This is a genomic window from Fluoribacter dumoffii NY 23, from assembly GCF_000236165.1.
Lineage (GTDB): Bacteria > Pseudomonadota > Gammaproteobacteria > Legionellales > Legionellaceae > Legionella > Legionella dumoffii.
On record NZ_CM001373.1, the window covers coordinates 1,132,446 to 1,156,102 of the forward strand.

Genomic DNA, 23,657 nt, shown 5'->3' on the forward strand with positions numbered 1-23,657 from the left:
ATATTCATTTATTCAATGTGGGAAACGTTTTGGTTTCAAATCACTATTCACACAAACCACTTGAATTTTTGCATTACAAATTAATTTTTTTTCCTGATTATGCATACCTTGCTGAAATAAAAAACTACAAGAACCAAGTTGTTGTACCTGAGTTTCGATTGTTAACAAATCATCCAGCCGAGCCGGCGCTTTATACTGGATATGCATATCATATATTGCAAAAAGGGTATCCTGTTTCAGCAAATCAGACAGGATTAAATCATTTTTCCTTAACATTTCTGTGCGAGCCCGCTCAAAAAACCTAAGATAATTCGCATGGTACACAATTCCCATATAATCTACGTCTTCGGCATATACTCGAAAGGAATGTTGATACGTAGTCGTGGCATCCATTAATTATTCCTGCTCTACTGTGCTTATACCAAAATGCTGATACGCTCTTGCGGTGGCTATTCTACCTCTTGGAGTGCGCATAAGGAATCCTTGTTGTATCAAAAATGGCTCTAAAACGTCTTCAATTGTGCCTTTTTCTTCGCCTATTGCTGCAGCAATGCTATCAATACCTACAGGACCGCCATCAAATTGCTCGATAACAGCCAATAATAATTTTCTATCCATGAGATCAAAACCATGTTTATCCACGTCTAAAAGTTCCAAAGCCTTTTGTGCCATATCAACATTGATAATACCGTTTCCCTTAACTTCAGCATAATCCCTTACCCGCCGGAGTAAACGATTTGCAATTCTTGGGGTTCCTCTTGAGCGCAATGCAATCTCTCTTGCACCCTCAGGTTTCGTTTTTACATTAAGTAACTGTGCAGAACGTGCAACAATCTGGGTTAAGGAATCTACCGAATAATATTCAAGACGCTGTACAATCCCAAATCGATCACGAAGGGGTGATGTAAGTAATCCCGCTCGTGTTGTTGCACCGATTAACGTAAAAGGCGGTAATTCCAGTTTGATAGAACGCGCTGCGGGTCCTTCACCTATCATAATATCCAATTTGTAGTCTTCCATAGCTGGATAGAGAATTTCTTCAATTACAGGACTAAGCCTATGTATTTCATCAATAAAAAGGACATCGTTTGCTTGCAGATTAGTGAGTATCGCAGCTATATCACCTGCTCGCTCAATTACCGGTCCAGAAGTTTGACGCAAATTAACGCCCATTTCATGAGCAATAATATTCGCCAAAGTAGTTTTCCCAAGACCAGGAGGACCAAAGATGAGGACATGATCCAGAGCATCTTTACGCTTTTTGGCTGCATCAATAAAGATCTGCATCTGTGAGCTTACTGCATCCTGCCCAATGTATTCACTAAGGCTCAAAGGCCTGATAGCACGATCAATCGCCTCTTCTGAGGCAACACTTTGAGTACTGATTAAGCGGTCACTTTCCAGCATAAAGTTCTTATTAGAGTTCGGGCGAATTGAAGTATTTTATCATATGTTTTTTTAATAGCAGCTTATTTGTTTCATTTATAGGTAGAAAATCAAGAAATTAGTTTACATTTTAAAAATCGCAGTCGCTTGAACTATGATTCAGACCCCTAACCAAAACAATGCTCGATTAGGGACAGTTATTGCATATTAATTCATTAGATCAAGTCTTGGATATAGCCGCTCCTTTTCAGGATAGGTATGGTCCTCTGATGGTACATAGGAGGGTTGTGGGTTTTTAAAAAAGGTAATTATATTCTTTTCCCGGTCAAACTCCTTTTCAACGGGTGTAGTTGATTTAAATTCATCAATGCAATTGAGGAATTGAACAATAGAAAAGATTGCCGCCATACTTGCTATGGATAATACGGCTAGGGCAAAGAATGGATTAAAAGCTGCTAAAGGTGCAGCCATGACCGCACAATATGAGAAAAAGGTACATGTCACCCCGGCCCAGAATAATAACTCCAGGGAATTTAATATGTTTTCCAGTACTATACCCTTCTTCTTTAAAGAGTTTATATCTTCAATGTTCTGCAGTACCTCATGAGGCTTCATTTCTCCCTTTTTTATGCTTTCAAGGCCCAGAACAAAAAGTTCATATATTTCGATGCACTCAAGTTCATCTTCCTCATAAACTGCATCATGATATTGTTTGCGGTAATATGCTTTAAGTTCCTCTACTTCTTTCTTGATATCCGCATTGAATTCCACTTCTGAGAATAATGCATTTATTTTTTTATCACAGTCTTGTAAGCGTTGATCCAAGGGATTATTCATAACTCATCCTTTTTTATTTTAGAAAACAATGATTTATTCTGATAAGTACAATAAGCAAAGTTTTATATCATAATTAAAAGGACGATTAAAGAAAAGGAACAGCAGATGCGAATTACCTTTGTCCTATTGATGCCATGACTAATTTTCGGGCTCTGAAAATACGAGAGCGAACTGTCCCGACAGGACAATCCATTTTTTTGGCAATGTCTTCATACGAATGACCATCAAGAATGTGCATCCCATAACAAAGACGCAACTCTTCAGACAAGGTAGAAAGAATTGTCTCTAATTGCTCTCCAAATTCAATATTAATTAATACATATTCAGGAGACAGTTGGATAGAAGGATAATAATTTTCAGCATATTCAGCTTCCATATCCATGCGTAAGTTAGCAGCACGATAATGGTTTTTGATTGTATTTTGTGTAATACGGTATAACCAGGTAGAAAATTGGCTTTTCTCTTTAAAATAGTGAAGGTAGCGAAATACTTTGATTAATACTTCTTGTGCCAAATCACTCACATTCGCTCGGTCTTGGATATGTAAGTAGATAATCTGTTGTATTTTATTATTATACCTGGACAATAACAAATTATATGCTTCCCTACTTCCTTGTCTTGCCAAATTAATCAAGTCCTCATCACTATAAGAAGCTGCTTTATTCATTACTTCCCCATAATTCCATGATACAAACGATTGGCCATTATTAATATTATATGTACAATTATATACCATTTATATGCTTTTGGAGATTTAATAAACGTAATTGATGCGTCGAAATCTGGTCCACAAATAAAACAACTTGCTTTGCTTTATCAGCATCTTTAAATTCGATGAGTAGAAAAAAAGAGTTGTGCGCAAGAATGCTCATTTGGCTGTATGATTCTTTTTTACCCCGGCTCATTTCCAAAGCCCATTCCCTCCCTGTAAAGTGAATCCTTTGAATAGAAGCACACGGTCTTTGCTTAAGACTATCAATCCTTAATAAATTTAAAATATAAATAAATAAAATACCCTTTATCAGAAGATATATTGAGGAATAGAAAATCAAAATTAATGTAATGAGGTAAACAATGCGGGTCAAACGTAAATATATTGCTGACTTCCCTGGTTCAATTATTATTTCGGATAATTGCGACAATTTCTTTTAACTCTTTATCTTGAGGGTCCTCATGTCCCATCAACCAGGCAAACAGTTCCGGATCAGTACAACTTAACAATGAATTAAAAGCATCAAGTTCTTGCGGCGACAAATGGTCCACTTTTTGCTCAAGAAAACGGAGTAAAATGAGATCCAATTCAAGCATTCCCCGACGGCAGTGCCAGGCAAGCCTTGCTTTTCCTTTGGCGTCCAACATGATGTTTCTCTTTGTAAATCAAAATACGAACAGATGATACACCACTCGCATTATAAACGGAAACCTTAAATCTGAATAAATCAGTGTATTTCTGTTTGAATCAGACAGAAACCCTGCTTAATGAATTATGCAAGTTAATAATATAAGATCAATACTACTTTGGGGTGCTTAAAAAATCAGATACACTCTTCAACATTTCAATTTGCCAGTTATTCTTTAGGTTAGAAATAACTGCTATTTTCAGGCTAGCTATCATGAGTAATTTGTTTGAACACTTAATAAATAACCGAGCATTAACAACTCTTAAAGCTCCAGAAGAGGAGTTATTGCTTCTTCCTGAGAAAAATTATTTGTTTGATTTATCTTATTTAAGCGTTATTGATGTGGAGGGAGATAAAGCTATTGATTTTCTTCAAGGCCAATTAACCTGTGATTTAAACACCGTATCCGACATACAGATAATTCAAGGTGCACAGTGTAACCTCAAAGGAAGAATTCTTGTTTTAACGGATATTATTAACTGGAAAGGAGTTAAGTTGGTTCTTCCACAAGATTTACAAGAAGCAACTATAAACTCTTTGAATAAATATGCCCAGCTCTCTCGCGTTGCCCTCAAGAGAAATACCCGTTTTAGTATTTTTGGATTTTATCTTCAAAATCAAAAAGATATTATTCCTGATACAGAATTTTTTCCGACCACAGTTTATTCTCAAACCTATAATGCACATTCCTGTCTGTATTATTTAGGAGCTGGGTTTTATATTTTCCTAACTCTAGCTGATGAGGGAGAGATGATGCGACACCGTTTCATGGATAAAGGGCAATTTCTAGGTTCTTTGACCTGGCATACTTTGCATCTATGTCAAAGACAAATAGAAATTTATCCTGAGTCGCGGGGTTTATTCTTACCTCATAGGGTTGATTTACAAAAAACGTCATACCTCAGTTTCAATAAAGGTTGTTATAAAGGGCAAGAAATTATTGCTCGAATGCATTACAAAGCCACCATAAAACATGAATTGAAAATTTATCAACTAAAAACTGAAGAAAAAATCTACTCAGGACAAAAACTATTAAATAAACCTGAGGGAGCAGAACTTGGTGAACTCATTGACTTTTCCATTTTAGCATCAGGACATTATTTAATCGCAGTAAGTATTTTGAAAGAAGCCACTGAATCGACACTGTTTTTTGAAGGGCATCTTCAATCCGTCGAATTGATAGACATCAAATCTTTTTCACCCCTAAAAAACCTGTGTGAGCAGGCGAGCTCAGTATAATCAAACCCGGATTAGCTGCAATGCTAATCCGAGTTCTACAATCAATAAGAAACTGGATTAAGACCACTGGGAAGGATTCGTCCTTCCCAGAAATGATCACTTTATATTTCCTGCTCAGCCAATGCATAAGACTGCAAAGTAGTTTGAGTTAAATCCAATAACTCTCTGATTGCCACAAAAAACATAGTATAGTTCAGGACCGTACTCGCTTTCAGATCGGCCAAAATGTAGCGCCAACGCTGAATTAATGTACGGTGAGATTCTCCCCAAGAAGCAAGACGTGATTGCAGATCAGGATTATCTCCATCATAGTTAATCAGTCCGGCTGTCAGTTGACGTTGTTGCCAATCCAAATCGTCCCGTAATGCCTCCCTAGACAAAGATTCCCAGTGATTCTCACTTGGATGCATAATAATTTGCTTTCTTATCCAGGCAAGATCCAGGAACTCACCGATTCCAAAATAAATTTCAGCAACCTGAGCGACTTTCATTTCTTTCTTATCAGCGATTTCTATAATATCAGTTGCCGCAAACAATCCCCGCGTTACAGTAAGATCGTGCGCTAAAGTTGAAGGGATACCTTCATCAATAAGCTCTTGATAGTGCTCTTGATATTTTATCCTCCGCTCTTCACTTAAGATGGCAGGGAAAGACATTTTCAACTCAACAACACCTTGTGCATAAAGTTTCACGACTTCAGAAATATCTACAGATCGACGTTGGTTACGAAGGAACCAGCGTGTAATACGTCGTGCCAATCGGGAATAAAGCATCATCATTTCTGCTTGTCTTTTAGCACTGATCTTGGTACCCAATTCTTCGATTTGTTTCCAAACAGATTCCAAACCAAGCACTGAACGAGTAATCATGTATGCTCTTACAATGGCAGAAACAGGTGCCCCAGTTTCATCTTGTAATCTATAAATATAAGTAAAGCCCATTTCATTTACTATGATATTGCTTAAACGGGTTGCAATAATCTCTCTCTTTAAGGGATGAGCTTGCATTTGCTTGCTAAATTGTTCTTGTAATGGTTTAGGGAATGAGCTTATTAAAAATTGCGTCATATAACTTTCTTCAGGAACACCGGAAGCTAAAATTTGCTCCTTCAGAATCGTTTTACTGTAACACATCAACACAGCGATATTTGGACGCATCAATCCCTTACCCATGAGCTTGCGTTCCATTAGGGTTTTATCATCAGGTAAATATTCCAAGTTACGATCAATTTTTCCTGAGCGTTCCAGTTCACTAATGTAACGGCTTTGCAAATCCAGTGCTTGCAGAGGTTGTGATGCAGATAAGCTAATAGCACGGGTTTGTAAGAAATTGTCACGAAGCACTAACTTACTTACCTCATCGGTCATTTCTATTAACAACTCATTACGTTGTTTTGGCGTCAGATCACCAGCTGCCACAATACCGTTAAGAAGAATTTTAATATTTACTTCTTTATCAGAACAATTAACACCGCCTGAGTTATCAATGAAATCGGTAAACACCATTCCGCCATTCAGAGAATATTCAACCCGGGCCAATTGGGTTAATCCCAGGTTACCCCCCTCACCCACAACCTTGCAACGCAATTGTTTGGCATTAATCCGTGTTGCATCATTAGTTCGGTCACCAACATTCGCATTGGACTCAGTACTGGCTTTAACATAAGTCCCAATTCCCGCGCTCCAAAGTAAATCAACCTTAGCTTTTAGAATTGCTTTAATTAGTTCATTTGGTTCAATTTCTGTTTGTTTAATTCCAAAGACTGCCTGCATTTCCTTACTGACAGGAATGGACTTGGCGTTACGATTGAATACACCGCCGCCCTTGGAAATTAGTTTTTTATCATAATCCGTCCAGTTTGAGCGAGGTAGATGAAACAAGCGTTCACGCTCTTTAAAGCTGGCTTCTGCATCCGGATCGGGATCAACAAATATATGAATATGATTAAATGCGCCAACAAGTTTAATGTGTTTAGACAGAAGCATGCCATTACCGAAAACGTCTCCAGCCATATCGCCGATACCGACAACAGTAAAATCATTATTTTCAATATCCATGTCTAATTCATAGAAATGCCGTTTTACTGATTCCCATGCACCTTTGGCTGTAATTCCCATTTTCTTGTGGTCATAACCTATTGAGCCGCCTGATGCAAAAGCGTCACCCAACCAAAAACCATATTCCAGAGAAATAGCGTTAGCAAGATCGGAGAAAGTTGCCGTACCCTTATCTGCCGCAACAACAAGATAAGGATCATCTTCATCATAACATACAACATTTTCAGGTTTGACAACCTTGCCCTCAACATAATTGTCCGTAATATCCAGAAGTCCACGAATAAATAATTGATAACAACCAATCCCTTCCGCCATTATTTCTTCGCGTGTACCGTTTACAGGCAACAACTTGGGCACAAAACCACCTTTAGCGCCACTGGGTACAATTACCGAATTTTTTACTTGTTGTGCTTTCATTAAACCAAGTATCTCTGTACGGAAATCTTCTCTTCGATCAGACCAGCGTAACCCTCCGCGAGCAACCTTACCACAACGTAGATGAACCCCCTCAAATCGTGGAGAGTAAACAAAAATTTCAAACATGGGATGGGGTTTAGGAACACCAGGTATAATCTTGCTGTTTAACTTAAGTGAAATATAAGGCTTATGATGTCCATCATCTTTTAATTGATAGAAATTAGTTCGTAATGTTGCACTAATAGCATGAATATACTGCCTTATTATTTTATCTTCATCAAGATTTGATACCGTATCAAGGTCGTTTAATATTTCAACGGATAAATCAGTGAACCGATCCTCTCTACTGGGATCATCCACAGGGCTACAACGAATCTCAAATAATCTTACCAATTTTTTCGCAATGCCAACATTATTATTTAACGCCGTTTCCATATAATCTTGGCTAAAGGTAATACCAATTTGTTTAAAATATTTAGCATAAGTACGCAAAACAGCGACTTCCCGCCAGTTAAGGCCTGCGGCTAAAACGAGTTGATTAAATCCATCATTTTCGGCCTGTCCAAACCACACCTTGGCGAACGCATTCTGGAATAATTCTTTAATTTCATCCAGTTCGAACTGAATTGGCTTGTTATATTGCATGGAAAATTCATTGATCCAGGCAACTTTGCCATCTTCGAATTTTAATTGATAGGGACGTTCGCTAATCGCGCGCAAGCCTAATTTTTCCAATATAGGTAAAACATCAGATAAGGGGATGGTAGTATCGTGTTGGTATACTTTTAACCTGAAACTGTTTTCTGACTCATCCAACGGTTTATAAAAGTTTATTTCTAAAGGCTGTTCGGGTGTAAGCAATTCGATATGTTTAATATCATAAACTGCGGTCCTGGCGGGGAACATATCGCTATATGCAACAGGAAATGCATTTTTATACCGCGCATAAAGGCTATTTGCCTGTTCTTCTCCATATGCTTCGTATAAATGGGTCTGTAAATCATCAGTCCATGAGCGGCCTGCTTCAATCAATTTTCTTTCAATTTCTTTTAAATCAAATTCCAGCGGCAAATTAGGGTTAATTTTAATAATAAAATGAACTCTTGCCAGCACGGACTCGGTAAATTGAGTTGAATACGTTGTCTCAATCGAGTTAAAACTTTCATCAAGAATTTTCTTCATTGCCATGCGCAGTTCGGTATTGATTCTGTCCTTGGGAACATAGACCAGGCATGAGACAAAACGGCGATAGACATCAACTCGGGCAAAAAGACGAATGCGCTTTCTATCTTGCATGTAAAAAATGCCCATTGCGATTTCGAGTAGTTCGTCTTCAGTTCCCTGGATTAAATCATCACGGGGCAATGTTTCAAGAATATTTAACAAAACTTTACCCGCGTGGCTGCGGGGATTTAATTTGGAATTTTCCATAATGAGCGCTACTTTACGTCTCAAGAATGGAATCTGTTTTGGATTAGTATGATAAGCAGCGGAAGTATAAAGACCAATTATTCTTCGTTCCCCAATCACATTTCCTTGAGAGTTGAATCGCTTAATTCCTATATAGTCAGTGTAAGCATCACGATGTACGCTTGCCAGAGTATTGGTTTTGGAAGTAACCAGGATACGGGGAGATAAGGTGAATTCACGCGCTTCGGGTGTCATTGCCGATATATTACGTGTTATTGATTTAGTCACGCTTTCACGTAAAAGTCCCAATCCGGTGTTAGGAACAGCTTGAAGCACTGTTTCCTTACCTTTTTGTACCAATTCGTAATCTCTCATCCCTAAAAAGGTAAAGTGATGGTCTTCAATCCAATGTAAAAATGCTTTGGTCTCCTCAACTTCGTCCAAGTCAAGCACAGAAGAAACTTTATCGATTTCCGCAATAGCTTCTCGGACAGCAGCCCGCATTTTGTCCCAATCTTCGAAAACAACTCGATTATCTTCAAGAGCTCGTTCGCACCCTTTATGTATCTCTTCAAGTACTTCTGGATCGGTTTGTCGATCAATCTCGAGAAATATAGGAGCTTCATGAATTACCCCTTTTTCATCCAATATCTGATTTCGAGGTAAAATTTCACAAATTCGATTTTCCTTATCTCTCTTAACACGGATACCACCCATATGGATAGTCAGATGAGAAGATAGTCCCATTCTGTGGATTACCAAACGAATTGAATCAACCAAAAATGGCATATCATCACAAATTACTTCAATCACTGTATGCGTCGTTTGCCATCCATGACGTTCATAGTCTGGATTATAGATACGAATTTTTGTTTCATGTGGCGCGCGTTCACTAATCAATGACCAGAAATTAACTACCGCACCATACAGATCATCGATTGTCCATGCGCTCAGATCTTCCATAGCAACAGTCCCATAGAGTTGTTTGGCAAATTCGGCGCAGAACTCGGCTTGATCATCAACCATAGAGCTCCTAATCCTGTCTACAATGGCTTCAATTAATACATCTTTACCCTCTTCAAATTTATAAGACATTGTTGTTCTACCTCGTCGACTTTGCCTCAGCTCTACAGCGAGAATTATTGTTTAAAAAATATAATAACCAGCCACTCCCATTTAACTGGTACCTTTTACCTGCCAATGAGAGTGGCTCAAAAATTTATATGTACTAAGTTCCTGTTTTGTTTACCTCAACGTAAACTCAACAAACCTCAGTATCACGAATCACTAACCGCTACGGTTTTAGTATTTACAAACTCTAAAATCCCTTCCCTGGATAACTCACGACCATAGCCTGACTCTTTTATCCCACCAAATGGCAATCTGGGGTCAGAGGCCACCAAAGCATTAACGAAACAAGCCCCCGCCTCGATTTCATGGGTCGCTATGTGTTCCCCTTTTTCCAAATCACGAGTAAACACAGCTGCGCCGAGTCCATATCTGCTCTGATTTGCGTATTTAATTCCTTCTTCCTCATTATCGACTGTAATAATCGCGATAACAGGACCAAATAATTCTTCATCAAATGCAGGCATACCAGGTTTTACCTGCGTTATTAATGTTGGTGGATAATAAAAGCCTTTACCTTCGGGAATTATACCACCTAGCAATAATTTAGCACCTTGTTTCAATGATTTTTCTACTTGAATATGTAAGTTTTCACGCAAATCTGAACGGGCTAGTGGACCTAGCTTGGTTTTGGGATCGAGTGGGTCCCCCATTTTGAATGCGTCGATATGCTCGATTATTTTATTTACCAACTCTTCTTCAATTGATTTTAAAACAATGATGCGCTTGGCAGCAATACAGACTTGACCAGAATTATTAAGCCTTGAATTGACAATACACTGTGCTGCCAAATCAAGATCCGCATCTTCAAGAACTAGATAGGGATCGCTTCCGCCAAGCTCCAGCACGGATTTCTTTAAGAATTTACCTGCATGGCTCGCAACCGCACTCCCGGCTCGTCCGCTCCCCGTTAAGGTGACTGCAATGACATGGGGATTTTCTATGATTTTTGCGGCTCCATCATTGTCAACTATCAGATGTTGAAAAAGATGCTCAGGAAAACCTGCCTCCAAAAATAATTCCTCAATTTTATTTCCTGTACCTGATGAAACAGGTGCATGCTTCAGAACCGCTGCATTTCCGGCCATAATTGTAGGTACCGCAAAGCGAAAAACCTGCCAAAATGGGAAATTCCAAGGCATGATTGCGAAAACAATTCCGAGGGACACATGACATACTTTTGCTTTTTTCATCTCAGTTTGGATGAGCTTTGGAGCAAGATATTCTTCAGCATGCTCTGCATAATGTTCACATAACCAAACACATTTATTAATTTCAGCCTTACCCGCAGTAATCGGTTTACCCATTTCAATTGCCATTAAATGAGCCAATTCATCAATCTTAGATTTCAAAAGTTCCGCAAGTTGCAACATTAAAGTTTTTCTTTGGTTAAAAGACGTTATTTTCCATGCCAAGTAGGTTTCATGTGCCTTATTAAGTCGTTCATTGACGTGCTGTTCATTGAGGCAATCATAATTTTGTATTATTTGTTCTGTTGCAGGGTTTACAGTTTGAATTTTCATGATCTCTCCGTACAGAATTAAGTATATTTAACTAAAGTTATCAACTCTCCTTGCACACTACTTTTGATTATTGATACTATTTTTATGTTTTTTATTTTTTGATAAAACAACAATAGTTTAGCCCAATATACAACAATTAAATATTTTAAAATCCATATTTAAGAGAGAATGCTTTTAAGTAATGTTTTTTTATTAACACTAGGATAATTAATGAATCGAAGCAAACAGCAATTCCATCCATTACAACATGTAGCGGCTTGGTCAGTGCACGTATTTACTGCAAGCGCCGCCTGTATTGGTGTCTTTTCATTAGTAAAGATGTACGAACAACAGTATATTTTTGCGTTATGGCTTATGCTGATTACAGTTGTGATCGATGCAGTTGATGGAAGTCTTGCCCGTTTATTTAATATTAAAGAGATTTTGCCGCAAATAGATGGAGCTCTACTTGATAATATTGTTGATTATTTGAATTACGTAATAACCCCCTGTTTTTTCTTGCTTGTCAAACCAGGGATGCTTCCGGATACATACTCTGTCTTTTTAATAGCCGCAGTTACTATTACTTCTGCCTATCAATTTTGTCAATCGGATGCCAAAACACCCGATCATTTTTTTAAAGGCTTTCCTTGTTATTGGAACATAACTATTTTATATATGTTTATTTTTAACACTTCAGCGACAACAAATGCAATTATACTAATCATCCTTTCTATTCTAATCTTTGTACCTGTCAAATATGTATACCCTTCCAGACTGGATTATTTAACAGATTCCAGGATATTAAAAATTCTCATGCATGTATGTTCGGGTATTTATGCGATTAGCTCTATTTGTTTGCTTATCAGTTATCCCAATACGAATGTTGTTTGTCTTAGCCTTTCCTTGGCATATGTAGGAATGTACTTGTTTTTAAGTTTTTATAGGACTTATTACCCAATGATTAAGGCAAAAATCTCTTCCCATAAGGAATAGCAGTTCTATTTTTCCATTGCGGGATAGACTTTGCGTTTTTTATGATTAAAATAGCTCCCAAAGTTTTACTTATTGAGGTAATTATGTCTTTATTTCAGCAAATTAATAAATCAATTTTTTTCTCCGCCATTCTAATGAGCACCTCTCATGCCGCCAGTACCTTCCCTCGAGGCTGTGAAGTCACTGGTTTCGGGTATAACCAAAACTATTTAATTTTAAATGAGACAGGAAATCAATCTTATTACTTAATTCAAAATCATTCCGACTCCAGAATTGAGATGGAGCGCGTCAATACTGAAGAAGCTTTTATGAGTCCGCCACTCCATGCTACATTAGATCCAATGACTTGGGGCGCTTTTGCTTCTGATGTTAAAAATTTGAATTTCAAATGTTACAAACGTAATGAAGAAAATACTACCCTTGTAGACTGTCGTAGCGTATTAGAAGTATGCCAGTACCCAAGAGTCAAATTTGCTCTAAGCAACATGGGAAATTATTGGATTTCGTTTAATAAACCTCAAGGTTCTATTATCCAGGAATCAGTAGCAAAAGGGATTTACTTAAAATGGTGATATGTGGCTAAAAAAATATATTTCCTCTTGGGGTGCATTGGCTCACTAATAATAATATATGGCCTCTTGCAATATTTTGGGACAAATCCACCCCATTTGCATCAACTCCATTATTTCATTGGCGCTGTTGCATTACTTGTAACAGCCATCTACTTCAAGATGTTTTTTTTTATAGCACTTCAATTAATTCTTATTGCAGGCCACGCAGCAATTTTATTAGGGAGCGGTCCCTATACCCAACTTTTCTTACCGATACTCATGACCTGTCAACTACTCACGTTCTATTTAATGTTTGGTAAAGAGAATAGTGTTTTTTTAATCATGGGTATTTTCGGCATTGCCTTGCTTTCCATGGGGTTTGCCTATAATGATAAGTGGATATTTTTCTCCGGAAGTACGTTTATTGCAACGTATGCTTTTTATAGCGGCTCTAAAGGATTATATGCTGCTTATATTTGGGCTTTTCTCAATACCACAATTGCTCTTCTTTCGCTTTTTAGAATTCTTTGGGTGTGGTTTCGATTATAAAACTTTTATTTGAGTTGGGTGATACTGACGCATCACCCGGATTTTGAAATAATTACTTGGCTGGAACAATTTCAACATGCAACTTGGCAATAACATCGCTGTGTACATGAACTTCCACTACGAAGGTACCAATTGAATGAAGAGGTCCTTCAGGCATTACGATCTCACGCTTAATCACTTCAATATTTTTCTCAGTTAAAGCATCTTTAATTTCATTAACACCAACTGAACCATATAATTTACCTTCATCACTCGCCATTGCACTGATAACTAAATTGGTATCATTCAATTTAGCAGCACGTTGTTCTGCAACAGCCAATGATTGTTGGGCTTTTTTCTCCAACTCAACCCGACGTTGTTCAAACATTTCAATGTTTTTGGGAGTTGCAAAAACCGCTTTATTTTGTGGTATCAAGAAATTACGGCCATAACCAGCTTTTACATTTACTCTATCACCAAGATTACCTAAATTTCTCACTTTTTCTAATAAGATAACTTCCATCTTAATAACCCCTTAAATTGACTCGCCAACCCTTGAAGGGAAATACGATCTAAAATTAACTAAACTGTCTACTGAACCAAGGACTATGCAGGCACCCAATACTACAATTGGTTTCACCAGCAATAACAATATTAATAAAATGAATACCTTCATTTGTCTCTTGCGAGAGAAAATAAAATAAACCAGACCAAACCCAGAAGCTATAAAATAAAAAAGCACTATTGGAAGAATATTCATAGCTAAGGGAATTTCATAAAATGTTGCTAATAAAACCCCAAGAAAAACTAAGAACGAAAGCCTGCCGCTTCGAAATGCCATGAGTTCATTCCTGAAACCACCAGGTAAAAATAACTTGGCTTGCAAGGAACGTGCAAACATTAAGGAAATTGCTGCTGAAACAATAACGCTCAATATTTGAATTCCGAAGAATAATTGCGCCAAAAATGATGAACTTATGCCATAAAGAGTAGAGTCAACCAGTTCCTGGTATTGAGGGAAAATCATTTTTAACTGATGAAATTGTCCAACAATAAAACCGGGAGCCAAGAGTTGAAGGAACAGACATCCCAAAAGTGCCATTATAAAAAATACCCCGGCCACCATCTGCCAGCTTTCAGTATTTCGCAAAATTAATGCCGCGAAATAACATGGCAGATAAGTAATCAGAGTATTAGCAATCGCTCCGGATAACGGTATTAACATTATCAATGGAACAGAATGAATAACGAGTGCAGGCAATAAAACATCAAAACCAGATTTTGCGCCTTTTCTTAAGGTCACTAAACTAACTAAAGCAACTGAAATCCAAGATGCAAAAGGTAATACCGAAAAAACAACAGCATAAAGAATGGCTTGCTGTCTATTTTCGAGTATTGCCTTACATTGTCTTGTTATAAAATTGCCTGCTCGCATAATTATATTTATTTATGGCTATCACAATAAGGCAACAGACCAAGGAATCTGGCTTGCATAATTGCTCTTGCTAATTGTCTTTGAAAACGGGTTTGTGTTCCAGTAATGCGGCTGGGAACTATTTTACCGGTTTCAGAAATGTAATTTTTCAACAAATTGATATCTTTGTAATCAATCTCATTGCCGCCTTCAGCACTGAATCGGCACATTTTTTTTCTACGAAAATAAGCTGACATAGATAGGGCTCCTCTTACGCTGATCTGGTTTCTTTTTCTTTCTTCATCAAAACAGATTCAGTAGTGATTGCTTGTTTTTGACGAGTAATTAAGTTTCTGATAATTGCATCATTGTATTTAAATGCATTCTTAATTTCTTCCAGAGCTTCAAGGCTACATTCAATATTCATAAGAATATAATGTGCTTTATGAACATCACTTATTGGATAAGCTAATTGGCGACGCCCCAAGTCTTCTTTGCGGTGGATTACACCATTGTGCTTGCTTATGATCCCTTCATAGCGCTCAACCATTGCTGGAACTTGTTCGCTTTGATCAGGGTGCACAAGAAACATAATTTCATAATGTCTCATGATTTCTCCTTATGGATGAAAGCCTTCTGTTATTAGCAACAACAGTAAGGCAAGGTTTTTAAAAAGCCGCCAATTATAACCATTTTAAACGCATCATACAATTACCAATTAATCAAAAATACTGAAATTCCTCAGGGTAAACTATGGATAGCCTTTGTAAATTTATTTTTTATGGGTTTGTATTAATTTTTTAGTGACAAGCATCTATGAATTAGGTTACCGTGCATAAAATAAATGTTATTGATTTATAATCAACTTATTTAAAAATTACAGAGGTTTTTAAATGGATATAATTTCTCTTCACTTTGAGGAACCTTTAATAATTCATATTGGTGATGCAACTGTAAAAATTTTGGCTTTTAAAACGCAAGAACATGGAAACATTAAATTTGGTGTTGATGCCCCCAGATCAGTTAATGTGCATCGAGAAGAAATTTTTCATGCAATTAAACAAAAGCAGCAACTCTTAGAAACTGTTGAATAACCCATTAAATGAATCAGGTACTATCGCGGTCAATTATAATTTATGCCGGATTGATTCTGGCATTATCTTGCCTAGTTTTTTCAATAAATCATTTCTTTTATCAATATCCAGGTAATAATTTTTTTCCGGAAGGCATCCCATCATTAGTATTGACATTGATTCTTCTAAATCTTGGACTTAATCTTTATTTTCCTCAGGGAAGCAAGTACAGGTCGCTGGGGTTAGAACTGATTTATTTTTTTATTGTTATGAGTGTAATCGCAATTGCCACTAATGCCGTGCAATTAACTCCTTTTCCAATAATTGACCGATATATTGTTGCTTTAGAAGAATATTTGGATATTCGCATGGAAAATATATTGGTTTGGACTCACCATCATCCCTACTTTCAATTTGTCCTTGCGCAAATTTACGATAGCCTACCTTACCAAATGAGTATTATTCCCTTGGTGGTTATTATCACCTGCAAGTTCCATCTGATTAGAGAGTATTATTTTTATATGTTATCTACTGTTTTAATTGGGTTTACCGTTTATTATTTTTTTCCTACAACTGCTCCTGCAAGTGTGATTAATAGCCCTTTATTCTCACAAGAACAAATAGATACTGGCTTGAAATTCTGGCAAATCCATCATTACATTAATCCAACCACTAATGAAGGTGGATTGATTGCGTTCCCCTCCTTCCATACAATCTGGGCCATCTTATGCGTAAACTTGCTTCGAGAATGGATTATTCCCTGCATCCTGTTACTGATTGTTAATATATTACTTATTGCATCCTGTGTTTTACTGGGATGGCATTATGTATCCGATATCTTAGGTGGTCTAATTATATTATTCATAAGTTATTGTCTCTTAAAGTACAGCGACCGGCACAATCGTCGTAAATCCTCTCAAATTTTTCGTATTAACCCCGTAGGATAAGCAAGCTCATTATGGATTATTTTATTGTTTTCGAGATTTGAAATATGTTGATTTTTCAATTGTTTATTGAGTAAGGAATGCAGTGTCTTGCCCCTTTGTTCGCTCAAAAGAGGATGAATTTGTATTACCCAAGCCCCATCCTTTCTTCCTATTTTTATAGGTTGGTTGATTACCCGAACAGAAGTTCCTAGGGGAACCATACGATACAAGTACTCAATGTCATCAGGAAACATGCGAATACATCCTGCACTTACGCGCATCCCTATCCCATCAAGTTTGTTAGTTCCATGAATTAAATACGTTGGCCATCCTAGTCGCAAAGCATATTGCCCTAGTGGATTATAGGGCCCTGAAGGAAACTCATCAGGTAAAAAATCACCATTTTTCTCTGCTTCTGCGCGTAAATTACCGGTTGGGCGCCATTTGGGGTTTGCTACTTTCGCAACAACTTTTGTTACCCCCAAAGGAGTATTCCATCCTGACCTTCCGATGCCTACGGGGAAAGTAATTACAACGTTTTCATTTTGAGGGAAATAATACAAGCGATACTCAGCGAGATTAATTACAATCCCTTTTCTAGGCCCATCAGGCAAAATATATTGTCCAGGAATCACAAGCCGTGAATTTATGATGGACCGACTGGAATTGATTTGTGGATTTGCCCTGACAATTTCATTATATCCCACATCAAAACGCCGACCAACTTCATCAATCGTTTCATTAACTTCGGATAAGGTGTATTGAACATCCCCAACAACATCACCTGTTGGTGGCAAAACCAGAGTAGTTGCATTCGTACTGAATGCAATAAGAGCTTGTAAGAAAAACAAAATAAATAATCTTTTAGTTAAGATCACTTGCAATGAATTAGCCATAACTGTGTACTTTGAAACCCGGGTAAAGCAGGTAATTGAGATTTTGGATATGCCCGGATTAGGCTTCACTAATCCTGGCATATCTAAATAAAAAATCAAATCACAAGCTTTGGTCTACTTTAAAACGTTTACCGTACTTTGATTCAAGGGTCTTAAATAGATTTTCTAAATTATTAGTCCCAAAGTCCTTGGCATAATTCATAGGCCCCCCACGAAATGGAGCAAATCCAGTAGCGAAAATCATGCCGGCATCAAGTAAATCGGCATCTGCAACAACACCTTCACGCAAACAGGCAGCTGCTTCATTAACCATTCTCAGGATTAACCGATCTGCAATATGAGGATCAATTGGTGTATTGGGCTGCTTCTTAATTGGCTTACCATTTTTATATTGATAAAGGCCTTGGCCTGTTTTACGGCCAAGCTTGCCTTCTTTAACCATATCACGAAGTTTTTGTGGAACCGTTCCTCCAAAATGAGCTGTAAGATTTTCGGCAACTGCCAATCCAACATCAAGTCCTACTGTATCTGCCAGCTCGACAGGTCCCATGAACATACCAAAAGAAAGGGCTGCTTCATCAATAGTTTCAGCACTATATCCCTCATCCAACAATTGCACACACTCCATGAGATAAGGCATTAACACCCGATTCACTAAAAATCCCGGACTGGACTTAACCGGCAATGGAAGTTTGCCAATTTGATTGACAAAAGCACATGAATTAAGTTCAACCTTTTTGGAAGTCTTAGTACTGCTTACTATCTCTACTAAATCCATTTTAGCAACTGGGTTGAAGAAATGAATTCCAACCAGGCGACTAGGATTATTCATTACTGTACTTATTTCATCCAGGGGTATACTGGAAGTATTGGAAGCAATGATGGCATCTTTTTTCGCAAGCCGCTCAATTGTTTTCATTATTTCTTGTTTGACTGCAAGATTTTCGAAAACTGCTTCAATGATCACGTCAGCACGGGCAACCCCGTGACCTTCGGGATCCGGAATTAGATTATCCATTGCGGCCTGGATCAGCCGAGGCTTGCGCAGTTTTTTCTTATATAGTGCATGAGCACGGCCAATTGCAGGAGCAATTTGGGTATAAGATTGATCTTGTAGCGTTACTTGCAGACCCCGGAGTGCACACCAGGCAGCAATATCCCCTCCCATTACCCCAGCACCAATAACATGTACATGGCGTGCCTTAAAATCACTTCCCTTTGCAAAACCTTTCAATCGCTCACGTAAAGAAAAAGCGCGAATTAAGTTCTTGGAGGTAATTCCAGTGGATATTAAATGTTCAACAGAATCGATTTCCTTCAAATAGGCTCTATCGCCCCTGCCTCCTTCTTTTTCCCATAGATCGATAATTGCATAAGGGGCTGGATAATGTTCTTTTCGATAGCGTTGAGCAACTTTGCGACGCATTAAAGATGCTAAAGGCTTGCGTAACCAGGCATTATTAGTTACCCCCTGGAAGAAGGAAGGTTTATGTCTCGGGGGTTTGTGCTTTATAAAATAAATAGCAGCTCGTTTTAACTGGCGGACAGGAACTACCTCATCAACCATGCCCAAGCCTTTTGCTTTTGCAGCAGGTACCGCGCTCCCGGTTAAAATGACTTCTGATAAAGCATTTAAACCACCAATTAATTGAGGTAACCGCACAGAGCCCCCCCAACCTGGATGTATACCCAGCATTACCTCAGGCAAGCCAATTCGAGTATCTTTTTCATCACTAGCTACCCGGTAGGTACACGCCAGAGCCAATTCGTATCCGCCTCCCATGCAGAAACCATCAATCATGGCAACGCTAGGAATTGTCAGATTCTCCAATCTGGAAAAAACTGCTTGCCCTTTTCGCAGAAAATCCACAGCCTGGGCAGGAGTTTCAAATTTTGAAAAGGCATTCACGTCAGCGCCGGCAATAAATCCTTTTTCTTTAGCCGAATAAACTATCAACCCTATCGCATTTTTATCTTGCGAAATCTCATGCAAAAGGCTGTTTAATTCATCCAATACTTCTTCATTGATACTGTTGACAGAAGTATCTTTTCTATCCAGACCCAGCCATAGAATATTATCATTGTCTCGTTGCAAGTCCCAATGTTTGTAATTATTCATGTCCTTTCACCTCAGTAACTCGTTCAAGATACATAGCCCCGCCCTGTCCTCCACCAATACAGATGGAAGCCATACCTCGCGACTCATTTCTTTGTTCCAGTGATTTTAAAACGTGCAACACAATACGCGCACCACTCGCACCTATTGGATGGCCCGCTGCAATTGCCCCTCCATCACGATTAAGTTTTTCCAGTGAAGGCCCCCCCATGGCTTTTTCCAAACCTAGATGAGTGCGACAATACTCTTCATCATTCCAAGCCGCGATACAACCTAAAACCTGTGCTGCAAATGCTTCATTGATTTCCCAGCAATCCATATCTTCAGGTTTTAATTTATGTCTTTGCAGGATGGGAGTGGCAGCATGAACAGGACCAAGTCCCATTTGGGTAGGATCCAGTGCAGACCATTGAGAATCTACGATTCGGCCAACCACTTTTAACCCATATTTTTTTACTGCTTCAGCACTTGCCAGTAATAATAAACAAGCCCCATCAGTAATCTGTGAGCTATTACCTGCAGTAACCATACCGTATTTTTTATCGAAAAAGGGTTTTAATTTGCCCAGTTTTTCTATTGTTGTATCTTTGCGTAACCCGTCATCCTGAGGATAAACATGACTTTTATAATCTATAATGGGTGAAACCTCTGTCATTCTGTTTTCTTCATAGGCTTTTGCTAGCCTTAAATGGCTTTGATTAGCAAATGCATCCATTTGCTCACGAGTAATATTAAAACGATAAGCCACCTTTTCAGCAGTTTGTCCCATATTCATTCCAACAATAGGATCAGTAAGTCCGCGCAGCAAGGCAATTACCGGAGCAAGGTAAGCAGGTCTGAATTGCGTAATCAAACCTAATTTTTGCCCCATACTTTTAGACCCATACCAATTGGCAAGCCAGGACGCCATTTTTTGATTGAATAATAAAGGAGCATGGCTCATAGAGTCGGTACCGCCCGCAAGAATCAGATTGCTCCGCCCACTGGCAATTTGAATGGCGGCATTATCGATTGCCTGCATTCCGGAAGCGCAATTTCTCATTACTGTAAACGCAGGAACTTTATTACCGCATCCCAAGCGTAAGGAAACTACGCGTGCAATATTAGCCTCATCGGGGCTAGGCATTGCACATCCAATAATTACCTCATCCAATTCCGTTGGGGAAAAAGGCTGGCGATTTAATAGGGTCATCCCTGCAGCTACCGCTAAATCCGATCCAGAAAAAGGACCTATTCCCTTGGCTTTGAGAAATGGTGTGCGATTTCCATCAACTACATATACCTCTCGCCCATGCAAATTCGACTTCAGATTCATCGATCCTCCTTATTATTAATTGCGGTTACATCACTGCAACAATGTTTCGTTAAGAGTTAGCTTTCTCTTAATTTCTTGTAAATCAATAAGCACTTGTTTGCCTTTGAAATGACAAAAAAATCTAAAAATTCCCTCAACTTAATGATTGATAAAGAGTAGCAGTAATCATGAAAATTTGGAATTTTTATAAGAAATTAAAATAAACTTATCAATCCAATTGATTGAAAATATAAATACTATCGTGATGTTCGAAGAATTTAAAATCATACTGAATAATTATAGATCATTTAAGAAAAGATAATCTTTTCTTTCCTCAGTATTCCGATCAATTATAAGGAATGGATATTGACGGCATCAAAATACCTGATATACTCCCCACCCATTGATTGGAGAGATGGCCGAGTGGTCGAAGGCGCTCCCCTGCTAAGGGAGTATGGGAGAAATCCCATCGAGGGTTCGAATCCCTCTCTCTCCGCCAGTCAACGCGCCCGTAGCTCAGTTGGATAGAGTATCTGGCTACGAACCAGGGGGTCGGAGGTTCGAATCCTTCCGGGCGCGCCATTCTTAATAAAAATCACAAAAGCTAAAATCACTCCGAACTGGTAGCCAAGGCATCTGATGTCATTGGCCCGGAAGTGTAACTGGAGATTAAATCAATACAGACTACCTGTACCTTAGCTTTTCTTTCTTTTAGGATACAATCTAAACACCAGCGTATAAAAGCTCGATACAAAATTGCTCGAACTACCTCCATCATTCGATTGACTCTTAGAAGACGGAGACTAGTTTTTTTGTATGTATAAGCAACGCAGCGGTTTGCATCCCTTGTCCAGTAAAATTATATTTACTGTCATGTTAACTTATTTTTCATAACCGCTTGAAGTACTGAAAAAAAAGGCCCCATCAGATTCGTATGATATTAAAAATATTCCTAACTTCCGTAACTCATAAAACTATTGTATGTTTTTTTACAAAAGTCGTGTATGAACTTCTGTAGCGGACTCTTTATATTTAACTTCATTATAGCCATTAGTTGAACTTTAAAAAAATTCACTTTACATTGACTTAGGTTCGTTTTTTACGTGAGGTGAGGGAGTCGGCTCAAAAATATTTTCATTATTTAATAGCAAATCTCTTTCTAGTAAGGTGTATTTAATAATAGCCTGAAAGGATAGCGTAAGTTTTAATTCTTTATTCATCCAGCCTAAATTAATACAAGCTTGGCGAGTTTGGCAATCATCATTTATAGCATGGGTTATTAAATGAATCGTTTTTTCATTCGAATAAATATTGGTTTGGCCAAAAAAAACGTCTTTTTTATAAAAACGCGCATGCTCCTTCATCAAAAGTCGATTAAGTTGCTTTTCTAGATCTGAACGAAATGAATCGGCTAATTTTATGAATTGATGTTTAAGAGCTTGGAGTGTTGATGTATTATGAGGCTCAGCTTTTTGCAATACGTTAACTTTTAGATCAAGCCATAACTCCTGAACTATCTTCTCATTGTCAGTAAGATGAATATTGCTGGAATCAAGAGAGTTAAATCGATCCGAGTCTAGCTCATATTTTTCGTGAGGTTCGCCACTTAACAAAGGTATTAACTTGGAATAACACATGGTAAGAGCCATAAATGGTTGGCCAATTTGAGAAGTTATTGCAAATGCTAAGTTGTTGTTAAATAAATTTTTTGCGTATTCGAATAATAAATCGAACTCGCTTTGAGGATAATTTAATTCCGTTTTCTTAAACATAGAGTATTTCCGAAAAAATTTTATCAGCATTATAATATCTTAAATATTAATCCGCTAATAATTAGAAAATTAATGTTTCCTTTTTTTCATAGCTAAGGTAGTTTTTAGCTAAAACTTTGCAATCCATCCTATTTCTACAGCTTTTTTATTACGTCCTCAGTTTCAATTTTTTTAACAGCGTCCTTCACTTCCGCTTAATTTCTTGTTAGTAAGTGAGAAAGACGCACTCTTTAGATCCATGTCCTTGAATTGTTACTGGTACTCAAAGTCCCACGCTGAATTAAGGGAGGCCTAAATTCATAGCTTATGTGCAAGGGATAAGCTTATTTGATGTGTTAAAAGTACAATTTAATAAAACAATTCAATACAGGCCTCATTAGGTAGATGGTATTTTCTGGATAGCCTCTGAAGTCGGTTGACCGCTCTATTATTCCCCAACCTCGTAAGTAGCCAATTACTTTCCATTTTGGAAATAAGTGATTTCAAAACCACTATATTCTCAGGTTTTAATCAAATTGTCTATAATGTGATCATTGTATAAAGTAAAAAGGAAGAAGCAGATGCGTTTTTTAAATGAAAAGCAACGAAACAAGCACCCACAAGTTCGTTTAACTCCAAAGGCCATTTGGAATAACTGTTTATTTCTGAATTACCAGACTGCAGAGAATCTTAATGAGCTTTCAGTCATAAAAATACCCTAGAGAAACAACAAGCA

The 23,657-nt window shown here is 37.9% G+C and carries 23 protein-coding genes and 2 tRNA genes; 9 read left to right on the forward strand and 16 right to left on the reverse strand.

Annotated elements, in window-relative coordinates; translation table 11 throughout:
• Nucleotides 1-12 precede the first annotated feature (12 nt).
• The 6 genes from ybgC to KYQ_RS05260 form a co-directional block, all read right to left on the reverse strand.
• Nucleotides 13-393, reverse strand: a complete 381-nt coding sequence (ybgC, locus tag KYQ_RS05235) for a tol-pal system-associated acyl-CoA thioesterase (protein WP_010653614.1) — start codon at nt 391-393, stop codon at nt 13-15.
• Between the two features lie 3 nt (nt 394-396).
• Entirely contained in the window at nt 397-1,407 is a 1,011-nt protein-coding gene (gene ruvB / locus KYQ_RS05240) for a Holliday junction branch migration DNA helicase RuvB (RefSeq protein ID WP_010653613.1), read from the reverse strand.
• A gap of 186 nt (nt 1,408-1,593) precedes the next feature.
• Nucleotides 1,594-2,223, reverse strand: coding sequence for a DUF5638 domain-containing protein (locus KYQ_RS05245; RefSeq protein ID WP_010653612.1), 630 nt, complete (start codon nt 2,221-2,223; stop codon nt 1,594-1,596).
• A 112-nt stretch (nt 2,224-2,335) separates the two neighbouring features.
• Nucleotides 2,336-2,890: a sigma-70 family RNA polymerase sigma factor gene (locus KYQ_RS05250; RefSeq protein ID WP_029488994.1), complete on the reverse strand. Its 555-nt coding sequence runs from the start codon at nt 2,888-2,890 to the stop codon at nt 2,336-2,338.
• Between the two features lie 58 nt (nt 2,891-2,948).
• Nucleotides 2,949-3,128 carry a hypothetical protein gene (locus KYQ_RS19445; RefSeq protein ID WP_231294607.1) on the reverse strand — a complete coding sequence of 60 codons (180 nt, stop codon included), beginning with the start codon at nt 3,126-3,128 and terminating at the stop codon, nt 2,949-2,951.
• Between the two features lie 208 nt (nt 3,129-3,336).
• A complete protein-coding gene (locus KYQ_RS05260; protein ID WP_010653609.1) occupies nt 3,337-3,582 on the reverse strand; it encodes an FAD assembly factor SdhE in 246 nt (81 codons plus the stop codon).
• A 254-nt stretch (nt 3,583-3,836) separates the two neighbouring features.
• Here KYQ_RS05260 and ygfZ point away from each other — a divergent pair, with 254 nt between their 5' ends.
• Nucleotides 3,837-4,862 (forward strand): CAF17-like 4Fe-4S cluster assembly/insertion protein YgfZ, encoded by a 1,026-nt coding sequence (gene ygfZ / locus KYQ_RS05265; RefSeq protein ID WP_019349712.1) that lies wholly within the window; start codon nt 3,837-3,839, stop codon nt 4,860-4,862.
• Nucleotides 4,863-4,963: 101 nt separating this feature from the next.
• On the opposite strand, the gene KYQ_RS05270 is transcribed toward ygfZ, so the two are convergent.
• Both KYQ_RS05270 and KYQ_RS05275 read right to left on the reverse strand, forming a co-directional pair.
• On the reverse strand, nt 4,964-9,841 hold the full coding sequence (locus KYQ_RS05270) for an NAD-glutamate dehydrogenase (RefSeq protein ID WP_019349713.1): 4,878 nt from the start codon (nt 9,839-9,841) through the stop codon (nt 4,964-4,966).
• A 182-nt stretch (nt 9,842-10,023) separates the two neighbouring features.
• Nucleotides 10,024-11,397: an NAD-dependent succinate-semialdehyde dehydrogenase gene (locus KYQ_RS05275; protein ID WP_010653606.1), complete on the reverse strand. Its 1,374-nt coding sequence runs from the start codon at nt 11,395-11,397 to the stop codon at nt 10,024-10,026.
• A 210-nt stretch (nt 11,398-11,607) separates the two neighbouring features.
• On the opposite strand from KYQ_RS05275, the gene pcsA reads away from it, so the two are divergent.
• The 3 genes from pcsA to KYQ_RS05290 all read left to right on the forward strand — a co-directional run bounded on the left by pcsA (nt 11,608) and on the right by KYQ_RS05290 (nt 13,472).
• The gene (gene pcsA / locus KYQ_RS05280; protein WP_010653605.1) at nt 11,608-12,372 is read left to right on the forward strand and encodes a phosphatidylcholine synthase; all 765 of its coding nucleotides are present in this window, start codon (nt 11,608-11,610) and stop codon (nt 12,370-12,372) included.
• An 83-nt stretch (nt 12,373-12,455) separates the two neighbouring features.
• The gene (locus tag KYQ_RS05285; protein WP_010653604.1) at nt 12,456-12,944 is read left to right on the forward strand and encodes a hypothetical protein; all 489 of its coding nucleotides are present in this window, start codon (nt 12,456-12,458) and stop codon (nt 12,942-12,944) included.
• Nucleotides 12,945-12,947: 3 nt separating this feature from the next.
• The gene (locus KYQ_RS05290; protein WP_010653603.1) at nt 12,948-13,472 is read left to right on the forward strand and encodes a hypothetical protein; all 525 of its coding nucleotides are present in this window, start codon (nt 12,948-12,950) and stop codon (nt 13,470-13,472) included.
• Between the two features lie 52 nt (nt 13,473-13,524).
• Here the strand turns inward: KYQ_RS05290 and rplI are convergent, their stop codons facing one another.
• From rplI to rpsF, 4 genes are read right to left on the reverse strand one after another with little or no spacing between them, the layout of a single operon-like run.
• Nucleotides 13,525-13,974, reverse strand: a complete 450-nt coding sequence (rplI, locus tag KYQ_RS05295) for a 50S ribosomal protein L9 (RefSeq protein WP_010653602.1) — start codon at nt 13,972-13,974, stop codon at nt 13,525-13,527.
• A 12-nt stretch (nt 13,975-13,986) separates the two neighbouring features.
• The gene (locus tag KYQ_RS05300; protein ID WP_010653601.1) at nt 13,987-14,886 is read right to left on the reverse strand and encodes a hypothetical protein; all 900 of its coding nucleotides are present in this window, start codon (nt 14,884-14,886) and stop codon (nt 13,987-13,989) included.
• A gap of 8 nt (nt 14,887-14,894) precedes the next feature.
• The gene (gene rpsR, locus KYQ_RS05305) at nt 14,895-15,122 is read right to left on the reverse strand and encodes a 30S ribosomal protein S18 (RefSeq protein WP_010653600.1); all 228 of its coding nucleotides are present in this window, start codon (nt 15,120-15,122) and stop codon (nt 14,895-14,897) included.
• A gap of 14 nt (nt 15,123-15,136) precedes the next feature.
• The gene (gene rpsF / locus KYQ_RS05310; protein ID WP_010653599.1) at nt 15,137-15,475 is read right to left on the reverse strand and encodes a 30S ribosomal protein S6; all 339 of its coding nucleotides are present in this window, start codon (nt 15,473-15,475) and stop codon (nt 15,137-15,139) included.
• A gap of 283 nt (nt 15,476-15,758) precedes the next feature.
• Here rpsF and KYQ_RS05315 point away from each other — a divergent pair, with 283 nt between their 5' ends.
• Nucleotides 15,759-15,959 carry a carbon storage regulator gene (locus tag KYQ_RS05315; RefSeq protein ID WP_010653598.1) on the forward strand — a complete coding sequence of 67 codons (201 nt, stop codon included), beginning with the start codon at nt 15,759-15,761 and terminating at the stop codon, nt 15,957-15,959.
• An 8-nt stretch (nt 15,960-15,967) separates the two neighbouring features.
• Nucleotides 15,968-16,885 (forward strand): phosphatase PAP2 family protein, encoded by a 918-nt coding sequence (locus tag KYQ_RS05320; protein WP_010653597.1) that lies wholly within the window; start codon nt 15,968-15,970, stop codon nt 16,883-16,885.
• On the opposite strand, the gene KYQ_RS05325 is transcribed toward KYQ_RS05320, so the two are convergent.
• The 3 genes from KYQ_RS05325 to KYQ_RS05335 form a co-directional block, all read right to left on the reverse strand.
• Complete coding sequence (locus tag KYQ_RS05325) at nt 16,855-17,760, reverse strand: L,D-transpeptidase family protein (protein ID WP_019349715.1); 906 nt, start codon at nt 17,758-17,760, stop codon at nt 16,855-16,857. The genes KYQ_RS05320 and KYQ_RS05325 overlap by 31 nt on opposite strands.
• A gap of 100 nt (nt 17,761-17,860) precedes the next feature.
• Nucleotides 17,861-19,879 carry a 3-hydroxyacyl-CoA dehydrogenase NAD-binding domain-containing protein gene (locus tag KYQ_RS05330; protein ID WP_010653595.1) on the reverse strand — a complete coding sequence of 673 codons (2,019 nt, stop codon included), beginning with the start codon at nt 19,877-19,879 and terminating at the stop codon, nt 17,861-17,863.
• Complete coding sequence (locus KYQ_RS05335; RefSeq protein WP_019349716.1) at nt 19,872-21,191, reverse strand: acetyl-CoA C-acetyltransferase; 1,320 nt, start codon at nt 21,189-21,191, stop codon at nt 19,872-19,874. Before KYQ_RS05335 ends, KYQ_RS05330 begins: the two co-directional genes overlap by 8 nt.
• A 388-nt stretch (nt 21,192-21,579) precedes the next feature.
• Between KYQ_RS05335 and KYQ_RS05340 the strand changes: the two genes are divergently transcribed.
• Nucleotides 21,580-21,669, forward strand: a tRNA-Ser gene (locus KYQ_RS05340).
• A gap of 6 nt (nt 21,670-21,675) precedes the next feature.
• Nucleotides 21,676-21,752, forward strand: a tRNA-Arg gene (locus tag KYQ_RS05345).
• Between the two features lie 494 nt (nt 21,753-22,246).
• On the opposite strand, the gene KYQ_RS05350 is transcribed toward KYQ_RS05345, so the two are convergent.
• A complete protein-coding gene (locus KYQ_RS05350; protein WP_010653593.1) occupies nt 22,247-22,942 on the reverse strand; it encodes a hypothetical protein in 696 nt (231 codons plus the stop codon).
• A 560-nt stretch (nt 22,943-23,502) separates the two neighbouring features.
• Here KYQ_RS05350 and KYQ_RS19110 point away from each other — a divergent pair.
• Entirely contained in the window at nt 23,503-23,643 is a 141-nt protein-coding gene (locus KYQ_RS19110) for a hypothetical protein (protein WP_019349717.1), read from the forward strand.
• Nucleotides 23,644-23,657: the final 14 nt, after the last annotated feature.